Annotated in this window: 11 protein-coding genes and 1 riboswitch; of the genes, 4 read left to right on the top strand and 7 right to left on the bottom strand. The window is 39.4% G+C overall.

Annotated features, from left to right (window positions below; translation table 11 throughout):
• The 5 genes from AC1DSB_RS04950 to AC1DSB_RS04930 form a co-directional block, all read right to left on the bottom strand.
• A partial coding sequence (locus tag AC1DSB_RS04950; RefSeq protein WP_477585963.1) for a YqhG family protein occupies positions 1–735 on the bottom strand: 735 nt, incomplete at its 3' end.
• A gap of 26 nt (positions 736–761) precedes the next feature.
• Positions 762–2,294, bottom strand: coding sequence for a DEAD/DEAH box helicase (locus AC1DSB_RS04945; protein ID WP_477532198.1), 1,533 nt, complete (start codon positions 2,292–2,294; stop codon positions 762–764).
• 260 nt (positions 2,295–2,554) lie between these two features.
• A complete protein-coding gene (locus AC1DSB_RS04940; RefSeq protein WP_016428673.1) occupies positions 2,555–3,295 on the bottom strand; it encodes an amino acid ABC transporter ATP-binding protein in 741 nt (246 codons plus the stop codon).
• Positions 3,296–3,311: 16 nt separating this feature from the next.
• Positions 3,312–4,067: an amino acid ABC transporter permease gene (locus AC1DSB_RS04935; protein WP_477532199.1), complete on the bottom strand. Its 756-nt coding sequence runs from the start codon at positions 4,065–4,067 to the stop codon at positions 3,312–3,314.
• A gap of 60 nt (positions 4,068–4,127) precedes the next feature.
• Positions 4,128–4,967 (bottom strand): transporter substrate-binding domain-containing protein, encoded by an 840-nt coding sequence (locus tag AC1DSB_RS04930; protein WP_477532200.1) that lies wholly within the window; start codon positions 4,965–4,967, stop codon positions 4,128–4,130.
• A 135-nt stretch (positions 4,968–5,102) separates the two neighbouring features.
• A riboswitch (Lysine riboswitch) is annotated at positions 5,103–5,285 on the bottom strand.
• Between the two features lie 665 nt (positions 5,286–5,950).
• Here AC1DSB_RS04930 and AC1DSB_RS04925 point away from each other — a divergent pair.
• The 4 genes from AC1DSB_RS04925 to AC1DSB_RS04910 all read left to right on the top strand — a co-directional run bounded on the left by AC1DSB_RS04925 (position 5,951) and on the right by AC1DSB_RS04910 (position 10,379).
• Positions 5,951–6,286, top strand: a complete 336-nt coding sequence (locus AC1DSB_RS04925; RefSeq protein ID WP_477585961.1) for a phosphoglycolate phosphatase — start codon at positions 5,951–5,953, stop codon at positions 6,284–6,286.
• 325 nt (positions 6,287–6,611) lie between these two features.
• Positions 6,612–7,934: a GGDEF domain-containing response regulator gene (locus AC1DSB_RS04920; RefSeq protein ID WP_477585959.1), complete on the top strand. Its 1,323-nt coding sequence runs from the start codon at positions 6,612–6,614 to the stop codon at positions 7,932–7,934.
• Positions 7,931–8,974, top strand: coding sequence for a HEAT repeat domain-containing protein (locus AC1DSB_RS04915; protein WP_477585956.1), 1,044 nt, complete (start codon positions 7,931–7,933; stop codon positions 8,972–8,974). Before AC1DSB_RS04920 ends, AC1DSB_RS04915 begins: the two co-directional genes overlap by 4 nt.
• The gene (locus tag AC1DSB_RS04910; RefSeq protein WP_477585954.1) at positions 8,967–10,379 is read left to right on the top strand and encodes a glycosyltransferase family 2 protein; all 1,413 of its coding nucleotides are present in this window, start codon (positions 8,967–8,969) and stop codon (positions 10,377–10,379) included. The genes AC1DSB_RS04915 and AC1DSB_RS04910 overlap by 8 nt, the downstream gene beginning before the upstream one ends.
• A 35-nt stretch (positions 10,380–10,414) precedes the next feature.
• On the opposite strand, the gene AC1DSB_RS04905 is transcribed toward AC1DSB_RS04910, so the two are convergent.
• Both AC1DSB_RS04905 and helD read right to left on the bottom strand, forming a co-directional pair.
• Complete coding sequence (locus AC1DSB_RS04905) at positions 10,415–13,648, bottom strand: hypothetical protein (RefSeq protein ID WP_477585952.1); 3,234 nt, start codon at positions 13,646–13,648, stop codon at positions 10,415–10,417.
• A gap of 617 nt (positions 13,649–14,265) precedes the next feature.
• On the bottom strand, positions 14,266–15,663 hold a 1,398-nt coding region (gene helD, locus AC1DSB_RS04900), incomplete at its 5' end, for an RNA polymerase recycling motor HelD (RefSeq protein ID WP_477585950.1).

The following is a 15,663-nucleotide window of genomic DNA, read 5'->3' as shown; positions in this document are numbered from 1 at the left end:
CGTTTGGTACTGCTCATCCATTGCTTTTTTCTCCATCTCGTAACACTCCGGTTTGTTATCCATCGCTTCATAAAAATGTTCCAGCACTTGCCGGTCCTTTTGCCATCTGCTTTTGGCCTCATCCGCCCATGTGTGGTCGTCATGCTGGATAAGGCTTTCGATTGCAGCATCCAATCGCTCTAGTCCTCGTATTGGTTTAATAATATACATTAAATCAAAGGCATTTTTTGGCATGGTGGAATCCAAATCCAGTTCACTTATCTCTTCCTGAAAACTGTGTTTCATTTCCCCTGTCATCAAATTAATACCTAAAGAGTACAGCATTTCCTTCGTCTGATCGCTGTAATACGATACTTTATAGTTCACGCCTAACCATGGAGTTAATATGGGTTGGGAACCTGGATTACCGGWTACCCGTTCATACATGTGGACAAATGAACCCAGATCATTGGTTGCTTGAAATATCTGATTGAGCCATGGAGAACCGAAGTGCACAACTTCCCCTTTGATGTCTTCTTCCAATTTGTTTTGATCAGTAATTAACGTTATTTGAGCCGGACTCGGAACAATGTTTGTATTTTCGATGTATTGCCAATAATATGGGCGGTTCATGATTTTTTTGTCCATATCGATGGTTAATTGGACAGTGATGTAGTGGTCATGTTCTTTGACGATCTGGCAATTGTTTTCTTTAAAAAACCTCACTAAATATTCGTGGATTTGTTGTGGATACATATGATTCCTCCTCTAGATGTCTCTAATCAAATGGATTGTTTATATGTGGATAAAATACTGTCTAGCTCACCCACTGCCTTCTCAAATACATCGATTTTGACATGGAGCAACTCTAAGATATCATTCTCTATGGTTTGTTCAATTGCCAAGTTGTAAATATGAACATCATGTTCCTGACCTAACCGGTGAACACGTCCGATACGCTGTTCCAATTTCATCGGATTCCAAGGTAAATCGTAGTTGATGACATGGTGGCAGAACTGCAGGTTAATCCCTTCTCCACCAGATTCAGTCGCAATCAGCACCTGTGCGTGGTCTTTAAACAATTGCTTCATCCAGTCTCGTTTACTCGCCTTGAACTTCCCATTAAAGATGACACTTGTGATTCCTTTAGAATGTAAATACCATTGTAAATACGCTTGACTGGCTCGGTATTCGGTAAATAAGATGACTTTATCATTTGCCTCGGTAATAATGTCATAAGCTTTTTCAGCTTTTGCATTGACTTCGAGCGTCACCAACTTTTGAATAATTTCTTCTATATAAAGAACCGCCTTTGAATCGGTGCATTTTTGACGCATCTCGTTTAAGGTCAAATAAGTAGCTTCCTTACTGCTGCACATTTCCTTTTGCAGTGTAATCATCGTGAATGCACTCGAAAATTCAGGCGATATATTCTTCAATTCCAAAATCATTTCGTAGACTTCTTTTTCTTGTGGGGTAAACTGAATCGGAATGGTTTGGACACGTCGGTTCGTCCATTCAATTCCTGTGTCCTGTCTTCGGTTTCTGACCATTACTTGATTCACTAATTCTTTTAAGAAATCATCATTTTCCCAGCTATGTTTACTTGCGGAAAACGCTGCTTGAAACGTCTCATAATCACCGAGATGTCCAGGTTTCAGCAAGGAGATTAAATGAAATAATTCAAATAGATTGTTTTGAATAGGCGTGGCCGTCAGTAACAAACAAAACTTCTTCTTTAAATCTTGAACAAACTCATAGTTTTTTGTTTTATGATTCTTCAATTTGTGCGCTTCATCAATGATGATTAAGTCATAGTCCTGCTCATAGATATGTTCTTTATGTGGGCTCCTTTTGGCCATATCCATGCTCATGACGACGACACTGTAATGATCTAAACCATAGTTCTTTCGATAAGCAATGGCTGGAATATAAAATTTGTGGTTCAACTCTTGCACCCATTGATTGATTAAAGAAGCTGGAGCCAATATTAACGCTTTTTTCACAAGTCCCCTGATGAGGTACTCTTTCATTATTAAACCGGCTTCAATGGTTTTGCCAAGCCCCACTTCATCTGCGAGAATTGCTTTTCCATTCATGCGTTCTATCACAGTTTCCGCGACTTCGAGTTGATGCTTCAATGGTGTCAGGTTAGGTAAATATTTAGGAGATTGAAGACCGGTAAATTCGGTAATCAAGTTCGACTTTACTACGTCATAACTCATCTTATATAGCGTCCAGTTATCCCAAGCTTCACGATTTTCCAATCGATTTATTAAGCCTTCTTTCCACTTAGACGACCTTTCAATAATCATAGATATCACCTCATACAACATTTTCTTTCTAATAAGATGTCCAAAAAAGAAATAGCTATGATTTTTATTTGAAAATAAATATAAAAGCCTCAATCAAATCGTGATTTCACATTAAGCGCAACATCAAAATTAAAAACTTATTTAATATATTCAACTATTAAAATCATAGATTTGCTGCACTTGAGAGACAATAAGAAAAGGGACATCCAGTAATCGGATATCCCTTTTTGTCATGTAATTATGATCTAGAAAAGATTAATTTACATCTTTTTTAATGTTCGTTTTAAGAATTCTTTTGTACGTTCTTGTGTTGGGTTATTGAAAATTTGCTCTGGACTTCCCACTTCACAAATAACACCCTTGTCCATAAATACGACACGGTCTGAAACTTCCTTCGCAAATTCCATCTCATGCGTGACGATTAGCATTGTAAGACCTGTTTCAGCAAGTTCCTTCATGACTTTAAGAACTTCTCCTACCATCTCAGGATCTAGTGCTGATGTTGGTTCATCAAACAGCATGACGTCTGGTTCCATTGAAAGTGCACGTGCAATTGCTACACGCTGTTTTTGACCGCCTGACAAGTGGCTTGGTTTCGCGTTGATATATCGATCCATCCCAACGACTTTCAGGTATTTCATCGCAATTTTTTCCGCTTCTTCCTTTGAGCGCTTCAAAACTTTTACTTGTCCAATGACGCAATTGTTGAGGACATTATGATTGTTGAATAAGTTGAATTGCTGGAAGACCATTCCGAGTTTTGTTCGGTAAGCATGGATATCATGCTTGTTATCCAAAATGTTTTCATTATTATAAATGATTTGTCCGCCGCTCGGTTTTTCCAATAGATTAATGCAACGCAGAAGAGTGGACTTTCCAGATCCCGAAGAACCAATGACACAGACCACTTCCCCTTTATTTACCGAGAAGTCAATGTCGCGCAATACTTCATGGGATCCAAAAGATTTGCTTAGATGCTGTATATCAATAACTGCTTCCATGTGAACTTCTCCTTTCTTATCGGTTACCGTTTTTTGCTGTACCAAGTACATTTTCCGGCATTCCGATCATGCTGTAATTTTTAGGTCCGTCAAGTTTCCGTTCCACATATCGAAGGATTAATGTGACGGTGAATGTCATGATGAAATACAGGACACAGGCAACAAAGAACGATTCAAAATACCTGAAGTTATTTCCTGCCACTGATTTCGTTTGGAAAAACAACTCGGTAACGCCAATGACGTTAAGTACAGCCGTATCTTTAATATTGATGACAAATTGATTGCCTGTTGCCGGCAAAATGTTGCGAACGACTTGCGGCAGGACGACATGGATCATTGTCTGGAAATGATTCATGCCGATTGCCTGAGATGCTTCGAATTGGCCTTTATCGACGGACACTATTCCCCCACGGACAATCTCTGCCATGTACGCTCCTGTATTGATCGATACGATGAAGATGGCCGCAGACAATACGTCCATGCTGATGCCAAATGCCAGGGCCGATCCATAAAAGATAACCATGGCTTGCACGATCATTGGCGTGCCGCGGAAAAACTCAACATACACAGATAAAATTGTATTAATAATTTTTAATAGCCATTTTTTAGCCCCTCGTTCAGGCATTGGAATCGTTTTGATGACACCAATCAGCAATCCAATGATTGCCCCAAGAATTGTCCCGATAATGGAAATCAAGAGTGTCATACCTGCTCCACGAATGAACATCGGCCAGTTATTAGATAAAATCGTCATAATCCACTCAGTACTCATTTTTGTCCTCCTAGGAAAACGTAAAACCGGCTGCTATTGCAGCCGGTATCACGTTGTTACTTATTGTGCTGCCGGTTGATTTTTAATAGCGTTATCCATGATTTCCTTACGTTCTTCATCTGAAATCTCTGCGAGTGCTTCATTGATTTTTTCTGTTAAGTCACTGCCTTTTTGTAATCCGACTGCAGTTGTCGTGTCTTCTACAGACGTCTCGAAACCATCTGTAAATTCAACCATAGCGAAGTTGTCGTTAGCTGCGGAAGCACTGATTCCTTCTGGGCGTTCCGATACATATCCATCAATCATTCCTGATTCAAGTGCTACACGCATCGCCGGGAAGTTATCCATAGCAGTCTGCTTTTTCACACCTTTGATTTGATCGATCACGGAGTAGTGGAATGTATTTAATTGTGCCGTTACTTTTGCTCCTTTGAAATCATGGATCGAAGCGGCGCCCTCATATTTCCCGCCTTTTTTAACAACCATGACCAACTCTGAAGTATAGTAGTTGTCCGAAAAATCGATTGACCCTTTGCGATCAGCTGTTGGTGACATGCCAGCAATGATGGCATCGATCTTGCCAGAAACCAATGCTGGAACAAGACCGTCCCATTCCGTTTTGACAATGACCAATTCTTTACCTAGCTTGTCAGCGATTCGTTTTGCAATTTCAACGTCATAGCCACCTGCGTATTCAGCATTTCCGTCAATTCTCACTCCGCCATTTGCATCATCCATTTGAGTCCAGTTGAATGGCGCATATCCTGCTTCCATTCCTACTATGAATGGGTCTTTCTTTTCTGATGAACCTGTTTTCTCTGAACTGCTTGTCCCACAAGCTGTTAAAAGCAAAATGGTAGAAAGGAATATCGTTAAAAATATGGCTGATTTTTTTCTCATGACTAGTTCTCCCCTTTTGTTTGATATATGTTTTAAATCGTCTTTATAGACTAAAAAGGCCAACTCCACAAAAAAAGACCTGAGATGAACTCAGGTCGCAATATGCGTAGTTGCCCTAAATCCTCTACTTTTCCCAAATGAGATAGCACACTCAATAAACCGGGATGTTTATTGAGACAGTCCTGCAGTTCTTAACTACAGACCCAGCAAGTAATACCGAGAAATATTACTCACTTCGGCGACATTTCCTTCTCCTTAGAATCAAAGCTTTCTCAAACTCCTCTAAGGACTGTTAAATATCGCGCCTCTACCTCACCATATAAGTGAGGTTGTATTCAATTGTGAATCAGTCTTTCAACAACATCCACAGTCTACAACAACATAAATTATCTGTCAACCAATCTAATAATCTAGTACTTATCCTATTTGCATTTGTTGAGTCACCATTTCTTCCATCAAAAGCCAAATGATATATATATATTTCCATTATGCTATCGTTATCACCAAAGACAGCACAGACTTTGGGAAACCCAACACAACACAAGTACGCCTATCACATCCGGATGAGGCAGTAACCTGCGATCCGTAATCGAAGAGACAATGAAAAATGATGGATGAAATAGTGGAGATCAACAAAAAAACCGTGGCATGACATCGCCAACGGTTTCATAGATAGGGGTTACTACAATAGGAAGACCCATTATTTTATTTGAATTCCTATTTCTGTATTAACTTGATTTAATTACACATTACGAGATTTTCCTGGGGAACAGCATTCGACGCAACGCCCCGACGTTCATCAACAGCATACAAATTTGTAATGTGAGTGTCACGTAATAAGATAATAGCTAACGAACCAGAATAGTATAATAAACAAGCATAAAATAAGATTTTGAGGAGTAAACGATCGTAATGAAAAGACTTGTATTAATACAAAGTGGTCATGTGAACAAAGTAAGAACGCTATTGAAAGGTGAAGGTTAATGAAGAAAAATCTATTAAAGCGCTTATTCGTATTTGGTGGAGMTATGTTACTTTTCCTAGCTGCATGGGTATATTTTATTATGGATTACGGTACACCAGATGAATTTAGTAAAGAAGCGTGGCCAGAAACCAAAGAAACAGCTAAACTAGCGACTATTGAACACTTTAAAAAAGAAAAAAATGTTGATGTTGTGATTAATAATATAAGTCATTCAGGAGAGTATGCGACATCTGAAATTTATTTAGATGGACATGTCGCTGGCGATGAACAACAGAAAATCTGTGCTATTGTAAATTCTTCTAAGGACTATCAAGTTGAAATTTGCAAAAACTAAAATTGGAAATCATCCAACCTTTTGGAGCCAAATGGAGCAGTTAGCTTTTGCTAACTGTTCTTTGTTTTTCTTCTTGCCTAATTAAAAATTCCTTTGCTTTCTTACGAACGGTGTCCTATTTACGTGATTTGATAATTTAAAATAACTACACTAAATGCATTATGTTGTTTCTTTAACTCGCTTTCCATAAACCTTGAATTTTCATGACTTATTCGATTATTTATCATCTGAAATTGTGTAGTAAGATTGCCTGACTCATACTAACATGTATTTCTATTTACCCTATTTTGTTATAATTAAGATTCAAAGTTTGGAGGTGCACAATATGGATCAACACATTCCATTAAATGAATCTAGATCTCAACCTCGGGATGAGGTGTTAATTTTACTTATTGACCCAAATATTGATTTTGTCATGGACATGAAAGATTCTTTTGACCGACATTCTATTTCTGTTTTAATTGCAACGACCGCTTCAAAAGGAATTGAATATTTCCATACCGTCAATCCAGATCTCGTGCTTATTGAAGCAAACCTGCCCGATAAAAGTGGATTTGATGTATTGCTGGAAATCAAAGATATTTCACGAGATCGATCTATACCAACCGCGATTATCTCTTCCAATCAATTAAAAGAAAATCGAATACGCGCATATGAACTAGGGGCAATAGATTTTATCAGCAAACCGATTGATTTGGATATTTTCATTCCCYTTATATTAAATCGCGTGGCTTTTAGAAAGTCGATTACGAATAAATTACTCGTTGACGAATTAACTGGTGCATACAACAGGAAACAATTTTATATAACTAAGTCTTCTCTTTATAATCGTTACGAAATATCCAATGAATCTTTTTCAATTGTTCTCATTGACTTCGACTTATTTAAAGATTTCAATAATCTTTATGGCCATCAAAAAGGAAATGAAGTGCTACAATTTTTTGTCCATATTGCCCAACAGACCCTACGTTCAAAGACAGACGTATTCCGTTTTGGTAGTGATGAATTTGTCTTATTGATTCGCCATAAACCAGCTCTTGTTGCTGCAAATATCGTAGAAGATATCGCTGAACAGATGCGAGAACTTTGGAATATCACCTTTTCAGCTGGGATATCGGAATGGTTTCCTTCCACTCATATCGACGGAACTTTGCTGAAGCAGGCTGACCGCGCTTTACAACAAGCCAAAAAAGCAGGCAGAAATTCCATCCATGTGTATGATGAAAATTCGTTTGCCAGTTCCCTCGCTAGCCGCTTAATGATACATATTGTTGATGATGATGCGATGGTTCGAGCATTACTTGAAAGGCAGTTCTCTGCATGGCAATCGGATACTTTTGATATTAGTGTCCACTGCTACAATGACGGCTTTGAGTTTACGGAATCAAATTGGTATACACCACAGGATTATCACGTTGTCATGCTGGATGGTGTAATGCCCAAAATGGACGGTTTAGAAGTCCTGCACATTGTGAAGAAAAAAGTGCAATCCGAACGTGTGCTAATTGCTATGTTGACTGACAGAAAAAATAACCAAGATATTTTGCACGCCCTCAATTCGGGCGCAGATGACTACATGCTGAAACCTTTTCATCCACAAGAGGTATTGGCCCGTATCCAGCGTCTAGTCAATAGGTTATTCCTATGAATATCCTACTTACTTTTTTTATCATTCTATTTATTGTTTTGGCTCTTTCACAGCTGCTACTGCTGTTATTTTTAGTAATCAAGAAAATGAAAAAAAGCAAGCGAGAAATGCATGAAGACCATATTTACAAAGAAAGCATGCCTTTGTTTATTCAGTATTTATATAATGATCAAGATGTATATATCCCTCTTCCACCTGAAGAGTATCGTGTTGCAGAGAAATTGTTCAGTGATAGTATGGCGATTACAACAGATGAAGGATTGCAGCACAAGATCCGCGAGAGCGCTACATACTATTTAAGCTCATACTATAAAAGAGTACTGAATACTGGGGCTTGGCCGGCTCGTGTAAATGCACTATATTATATAGAAAATTTTCGAATGGAATCTTTACAGCCCATTCTTAAACGAAGACTGGAAGAAATCAAAATTCATGACGAAGAAAAGCAACAATTGATACGTACCTTGGCAGCCATAGGCGATTTGTCCATTTTAGTGTATTTAGAAAAAGATCAATCAGCGACTGAAACAGTTTTTCTATCAGCGTTTACTCGCTTTCCTGACGATGTAATCCCACAGGCAGTTGAGTATGTTTCGCTTCATGGCAGTTCAAAAGCTGTCAGTTCTTTGTTAATGTATTTTGGGCTTTCGAAGAAACTGGAATATTTGCAACTCGTTGAGGAAAAATTGTTTCATGAACTTCCGGAAATGCGCATTCAAGCATTGAAAGCAATTTTCAGGATGAGCTACTTATCAGATACCAAGTTTCTGGAACCATTTTTCAAGTCCGAAATTTGGGAAGAGCGGATGTTTGCAGCAAAAATTGTAGGCGCATTGACCCTACCACAATTTGAAAGTGAACTTAGTGAGTTTCTTGGAGATCCTGTTTGGTGGGTTCGCTATTCAACAGCAGATGCTATATTGCAAACGTTTGGTGAGAGCAAGCTGCTTGAACTTTCACAAAGCCATCCTGATCCGTTTGCCAGAGATATGGCATCTCAGTGTTTAAAGCTAGATAGAGAGGTTCCGTCTTATGTCTGATATTTGGATTAGGTTGTTTCAATTTTTTGCGCTAATGATTATCATTTATATGTCTTTTACGGCATTAAGCTATGTTGTCTTATTTCTACTGTCTTTACGGAAAGTGTTAAGAGAAGGCAGACTGGATAAAAAAGAGACTCTGGAAGATTTGGCTATTAGTGAAAGTACGATACCCGTTTCCATAATTGTTCCTGCTTATAATGAAGAGATTGGGGTCATCAGTACCGTTCGATCATTATTGACTTTGCAGTACCCACAATATGAAATCATTGTGGTAGATGATGGCTCCAAGGATCAAACTCTTTCCAAATTGATAGATGAGTACGGATTGGTAGTGGTGGATCATGCAATTCGAAAGCATATCGATACTAAGCCTATCCTTAAAGTGTATAAATCTCCCATATTCCCTAATTTAGTCGTAATCTCCAAAGAAAACGGCGGTAAAGCAGACGCATTAAACAGTGGGATCAATTTAGCCAATTACCCGTTCTTTTGTGCGATTGACGGGGATTCCATATTGGAACAGGATGCATTATTAAAAGCAATGAAACCTGTCCTTGCGGCAGATGGGAAAATTATTGCTGTTGGTGGATCCATACGTGTTGCAAATGGCACAACGATAGCCAGAAGCAAAATAGAAGTGATTGATCTCTCCAGTAAACCTTTGGTCATCATGCAAATTGTAGAATATTTCCGTGCGTTTTTGATTGGGCGTTTGGGATTCAGCAGATTCAATCAGCTATTGATTATCTCGGGGGCATTCGGAGTTTTTCGTAAGGACAAGGTGATACATATTGGCGGCTACCAAGAAGGTACTGTTGGAGAAGATATGGAATTGATCGTCAGGCTCCAGCGAATGATTCGTGAGGAAAAACTGGCAGACCAGATTGAATATATACCGGATCCTGTCTGCTGGACAGAAGCTCCTGAGTCTTTCAATGATTTACGGTCGCAGCGTGTTCGATGGCAAACAGGTTTAGCTGAAACGCTTTATAAACATCGAAAAATGTTCTTTAATCCAAGGTTTGGTACCATTGGCTTTGTCACATTTCCTTATTTCTTATTTGTGGAATTGCTTGGAGCAGTGTTCGAATTCATGGGATATTTACTGATTATTTTTGGGTTGTTATTTGACTTCCTCGACCCTGCAGTAGTTTTCACCCTATTCCTGGTAACGGTCATGTACGGCTCCTTTGTTTCATCGCTTGCTGTCCTAATGGAAGAGATGACTATGCATAAGTATCCTAAAGCCTCTCATTTGGTGAAGCTGTTCTTTTGGTCTCTGACCGAGAGTTTCTGGTACCGTCCAATTATGGTTATTTGGCGTATTGAAGGTTTAATTGTCTTTTTCACCAAAAAAGCAGAATGGGGACAAATGCAGCGAAAAGGTATATCTACAGATTAAAAAGAGGTTGTGCATACGCTGCACAACCTCTTTTTTTATGGTGTTTTGCTGAATGTTTCTTGTAGGATTAGATAGGATTGTTTCAAACGCTCACTTGAATAAGGTAGCTCCCATGCTTCCCACCGATAGCGAGACACTTCATCGACACTAATGCTAGTTGAGGTGCTTGAAGGGAAAGTCTGGATTACTTGACCCTGATTGTCCGTCACTCCAAGGGCGATTCCAATATCATCGATTTGCTGCTTGGCATACATGCCATCGACGTATACATCACCAAAAACTTCTTTGGAACTAGGATCTTTAATATTCAACAATAGCCACGGTATGCGTAGTTCCATCACACCTGTTGATGGATCGAAATAATAATCTGCTAAGGAGTCATAATCCGGTGAATCAGGATTGGAATTTCCAAAACGCATTTTCCCAGTCTCATATGAAGAAAATGGGAACGACTCTCCTGTATCCGGTCTTGTAATGCCTTTATTAAGCGGCAAGCGAATTTCATTGAACAAACCACTGTTTTTAGTCGGTTTTGTTGTTGCTGAATCCATCATATTTAGTTCAATTCCGTATTGATAGTAGAAAACGTCGTAGTAAGCATCTACTTTCATTCTTGCCTCTTCTGTGGACTGGATAGATAACCAGAAATCAGCAAATGGCTGATTAAAAGTAACACCTCCCAATTCATCTACACGATCATTTCCACTGCCAGGGTTAACGTCAAACAGCAATTGCGGTTTGGTGTTTTTCAGCCAATCCGTCCCAGGTTTGCCGTCAATCCTCACATATAGAAAACGTTCATCGCTAGTGGCATAAAGTGCAGTAATCGGCCCTTTTCTAGACTGGTATATAGGGTCTGCATCTGCCCAATCCTCTATATTGCCATCTGTTTTTATGAGCATACGATCAAAATTCAGGAGACCAAAATTCTGTTCATTCGTTTGTGCATTTGACCAAAATGGACGTCGATCTGCGTTGTCTAAATCCATGGTATTCCACGTTCTCTTAAACCATTCATCTTGCCAAGTAAACACAAGACCACCCATCATGCCTTCTTGAATAATATCCTCATAAAGACTAGAAAGGTATTCACCTTGCTCTTGCTCGGTATGGAAGCCTTGGTCCCATCCAAATGGATTCACATGTGTAAGTCCACGTGATGCAGGAAGTCCAAATTCTGCAATAAGTACAGGCATTTTATGGGACGCTTTTAAATCATGTAAATAACCCGCATAGTTATTTTTTTCTCCCCGGTGGTCAATATACTCAGTGTACCGTTCCTCCAAATTTAAAAAATCCGGATAGTATGGATAGACGTGATAGGAAGCAAACATTCCTGGCATTGAAAGACTTTCTTTATAATGCATATGGTTTGGATCGACACTTGCCAAATCCTCCTGTTCCAAAGGTTCAGCTGGTTGTTCTATATTGTCGGTCGAGACCCAGTTAGTAAAGCTCATCGGTCTCGTCCATTTATACGTTTCCGCTTCATACACAGTCAATTGATCCATTTGCTGGGCTATCCATAATTCAAATCCAACGGCATTGGTTGTTTGAATATATTCCCCATTATATTGGTCCATTCCCTTGTATTTCGTTGCCATATTATCCACCATGAATGGGTACCATTCAATCCCAATCATCCACCCAATCACATACGGCGAAATATCGGCTTTATAAGTCCCATAAGCATGGCCAGGTTCTTTTGCAACTTTTGCATTTCCATGAATCACATCAGTAATTTTCTGGAATTCTTTTTGGAAACGATCCGTGATTTCCGGTGTAAATGCATCGAGTGTTTCTTCCAAAGGTGCTTCATCAACCCATACCCCATGAAATACATAGAGCGGCTTTTCATGAGATTCATTGTATTCCTTCAATGCTTCATAAAAAGCAGGGGGATGAAGCGTGTAAATTCGTATGGTATTGGCATTCATTTCTCCAATTTGTTTAAACCATCTTGCATACTCACCTTTTGTAATAGCTGCTTCCCCAGGGAAAGTTCCCGGTTTCCCCATTCCGATATTGACGCCTTTAACCGTTAATGTCTTCCATTCCCCATTTGTATATACGTCAAAACGATCGCCATTTACTTTGGCTGAGTAATTCAGACCAAGTTCATTTTGAAGAACAGAAGGTTTATGTATCAACTGTTTGTCTTTGCTATCAACGTCTTTCACATCTTCCAAAAGTACTTTCATCATTGGGACGTATGTTTTCCAAAAGAAGCTTTGTTCAGGGTAAACAAAATCGAAGGTAAACCATTCTTTTATTTTTGTCATTCCACTATATTGATAGATCGAAGGAATATCATTCGTGTCTACGAAATCACCTGCAAAATAGTACGAACTTGTCGCATCCTGTTTCTTTTCAATTACTGCCGGAAAACGGGATGGAATTCCCCATTCGTCAAGCAATGCTTGTCCCTGTTTATTTACAGGGAGTTCGAAATAAGCCAATACATTATTTTCATCCACAGCTTCGGTTATATCAAACCAATACCTGTATGGAGATTCTCCGTCCAAATTAAATTTCTTCTCGCCATTTTGTGTAAACATCAAGTTAATGGATGCTTCATCGACATCGCCATTTTCAAGTGACAATACACGGACCATTTCTGTATTCTCTTCAATGAACACAAGGCCTTCTCCTGCAAATGACCACTTTTGATTGCCAGCCGCTTCATAGGAGTCAACTAGCCATTGTGGTATTTCCCCGTTGTCATTGGACAATTCTTTAAAGTAGCGGCCTGTCCACCCTTTTTGCTCAAAACCTAGATATTTAGATACTTCCTTCCGCACTAAAGGTTCCGTCGGTGATGAGATTGAATTAAACTCCATGATCAATGGCACATTGTTTTGATCAACAGCCTGATGAATTGACGTCCACTCACCAGAGCTTAAGCCTCCCTCGATTTTATCACTTCGTTTCTCTTGCTCGGATTCATAGATTCCATAAGTGTCTGCGACGTAAATAAAATCAGCAGAACTTAAATCCTCAGGCAATCCACGTACACTTTCACTTTTGCCATCAAAGGTCACTCCAGCATAGTCTTCCTTTTCACTATAGGAATCTCCATTCGTTTTATTAATATGGGTATGATTAAGCAACCATGTCAGACCTTTATGTTCACGCAAATCCCCGTTCGGAACGGTCTTATCCAGAATAACAATATCCAAATTTTGTGCATGCCGTTCTTCCCATAGCCATACGGCAAGCGGCAATAGTAGGACAAAAAGAAATAAGACAATCCACTTTATAAATCTCATATAACCACACCAACTCTCAAATTATAGAATCTGCAATTTACTTACCCTTTCATTCCATCTAAAGAAAAAACCGAAAAAGAAGCCTCTGCTCTCAGAGGATCAGGGCTTCCCGGGTAGTTTACTAAGAATTTTCGTTTCTTCATTTCTGACCACATTTACTATTCAAGATTATTCCCTAATAATTAGGAAACTTCTGCGAGTGAGTGAGTACCCACTCTCGAACTTGATAAATAGATATCCTCCATATAACAATACTGAAACAAAGAATCACATTAATGACCATCGTTATATAGATATACGTGTCCAGACTAATCGGGAAATCATTACATTAAGCTCCTAACTAATTTCCAATATTCACTAAAGATTCTAACATACAAAAGGAACTTAAGAGTACGTTGTTCCAATAAAAATAAATTAACGATGCAGGAACAAAGGTTTCTCGCAAATTCTATTTTTTGATAAAGCTTCAAATAATCGAAATGTGAGATTGGATATAATAAAACATACAGCTATAGGGATGCCTCGCATAGAAATGACTGAGCGACCGCACACCGACGAAAACAATACCTTTACTAATTTTTTCATTCAATTGTAGTTATTAATCTTAATTCGGAAATTCAGGTGAAAAATGGAGTGGGTTCTCCCAGGCTATAGAGTTGTAAGTGATGCATTGCTCGCGTGCAGACGGTATAGAAGACGCGGCGCAAGCTTTCGTCTCCATAGACATGCGTTGATGCATCGTACACAATGACCGCTTCAAATTCAATGCCTTTTGATAAATACGACGGGATGACAACGACCCCTTGTTCGTATTCCATAGAGCCCGTCGTCATCAATTTCAAATCGGGAACAGTAGATAACCCTTCATAGGCATGACTACTTTCCTCAACAGATTTACAAATGATCGCAATACTCTGGTAGCCGCGTTCTTGCAACTGCTCTACTTTCCTGCTGATGTGTTGGTGAAGTTCTTCTGTACTGTCTAATTGTTCTAAGCGAGGGCTCTCTCCCTCGCGTTCAAATGGAATAATTCGATCACCGTTTGGTATAAGTTTTCTGGTGAATTCGACGATCGGCTTTGTCGAACGGTAGCTTCGGGCTAGATAAACGACCGTTGTTTCGTTAGGTCCGTACAAATCCAATAGAGACTGGAAATCATTCGTTTGACGAGCATGCGCAAAAATCGCTTGATTAAAGTCACCAAGCACCGTCATTCGCGCGGCAGGAAATAAGCGTTTGATAAATCCAAACTGAAAAGGCGAATAGTCTTGCGCTTCATCTATCACAACTTGTTTAATGGAACGATTGGTCTGGAACCCAAGGATCAACTCTTTTAAATAGACGTACGGTGTCGCATCTTCATACAACAGGTTGCCTTCATCGAGCGCTTCACATGTTCGTTCACAAATTGCCAGCCATTCTTGAGGCAACTCGTGTGATGAGAAGCGTCGCATTTTTGTAGGGTCTTCAAAAAGCTGTCTGTAAAGCTTTTTGATATCCACAAACTGAAACGCTCGAATTCGTTTTCGCAAAGTGTTGAGTTTTTGACGGACGATCAACTGCGCGAGTGCTTTTGGACTCATGTCGTAATCCGCCATCGCCTCTCTTTCATAGCCATGTTTCTTGGCTAAGTACCGATGCGCTTTATGATATTCATCATCGCTTAACAAGTCCATTTTTTCTTGGACCCACGGTTTTTGCCACTCTACTTTCGCCACATCAGCAATTTGTTTTATGAGCCAGTCCCGTAATTTCTCGATTCGATTGAGGAGCCGAAGTGACGTGTGGTGCCCATAAAATTGTTCTTCCATTTGCTTTGCGCTCACCATGAGTTTGCCGCGAAAGCGAAGATCCTGGAAACACATSCCAGCGTTTTCCAAAGATCTGTGATAGGTATTGATGGCATCGAAATAATCCGTCGATGCTTTCCATTCAATACTGGCCAATCGCGTGCGGTAGGAAGTATCTTTCGTTTTTGTGTAGACATATTCTAATTGATCGAATGGATTCTCCAC

The organism is Paenisporosarcina sp. P4_E4_2 (genome assembly GCF_056401595.1).
The sequence above is the reverse complement of the archived record's forward strand: the minus strand, read 5'-3'. Positions and strand labels throughout refer to the sequence as shown.

Excerpts from the sequence above, each read along its gene's own strand:
- AC1DSB_RS04945 (WP_477532198.1), bottom strand. The coding sequence starts at position 2,294 with ATGATTATTGAAAGGTCGTCTAAGTGGAAAGAAGGCTTAATAAATCGA.
- AC1DSB_RS04940 (WP_016428673.1), bottom strand. The coding sequence starts at position 3,295 with ATGGAAGCAGTTATTGATATACAGCATCTAAGCAAATCTTTTGGATCC.
- AC1DSB_RS04935 (WP_477532199.1), bottom strand. The coding sequence starts at position 4,067 with ATGAGTACTGAGTGGATTATGACGATTTTATCTAATAACTGGCCGATG.
- AC1DSB_RS04930 (WP_477532200.1), bottom strand. The coding sequence starts at position 4,967 with ATGAGAAAAAAATCAGCCATATTTTTAACGATATTCCTTTCTACCATT.
- AC1DSB_RS04915 (WP_477585956.1), top strand. The coding sequence starts at position 7,931 with ATGAATATCCTACTTACTTTTTTTATCATTCTATTTATTGTTTTGGCT.
- AC1DSB_RS04910 (WP_477585954.1), top strand. The coding sequence starts at position 8,967 with ATGTCTGATATTTGGATTAGGTTGTTTCAATTTTTTGCGCTAATGATT.
- AC1DSB_RS04905 (WP_477585952.1), bottom strand. The coding sequence starts at position 13,648 with ATGAGATTTATAAAGTGGATTGTCTTATTTCTTTTTGTCCTACTATTG.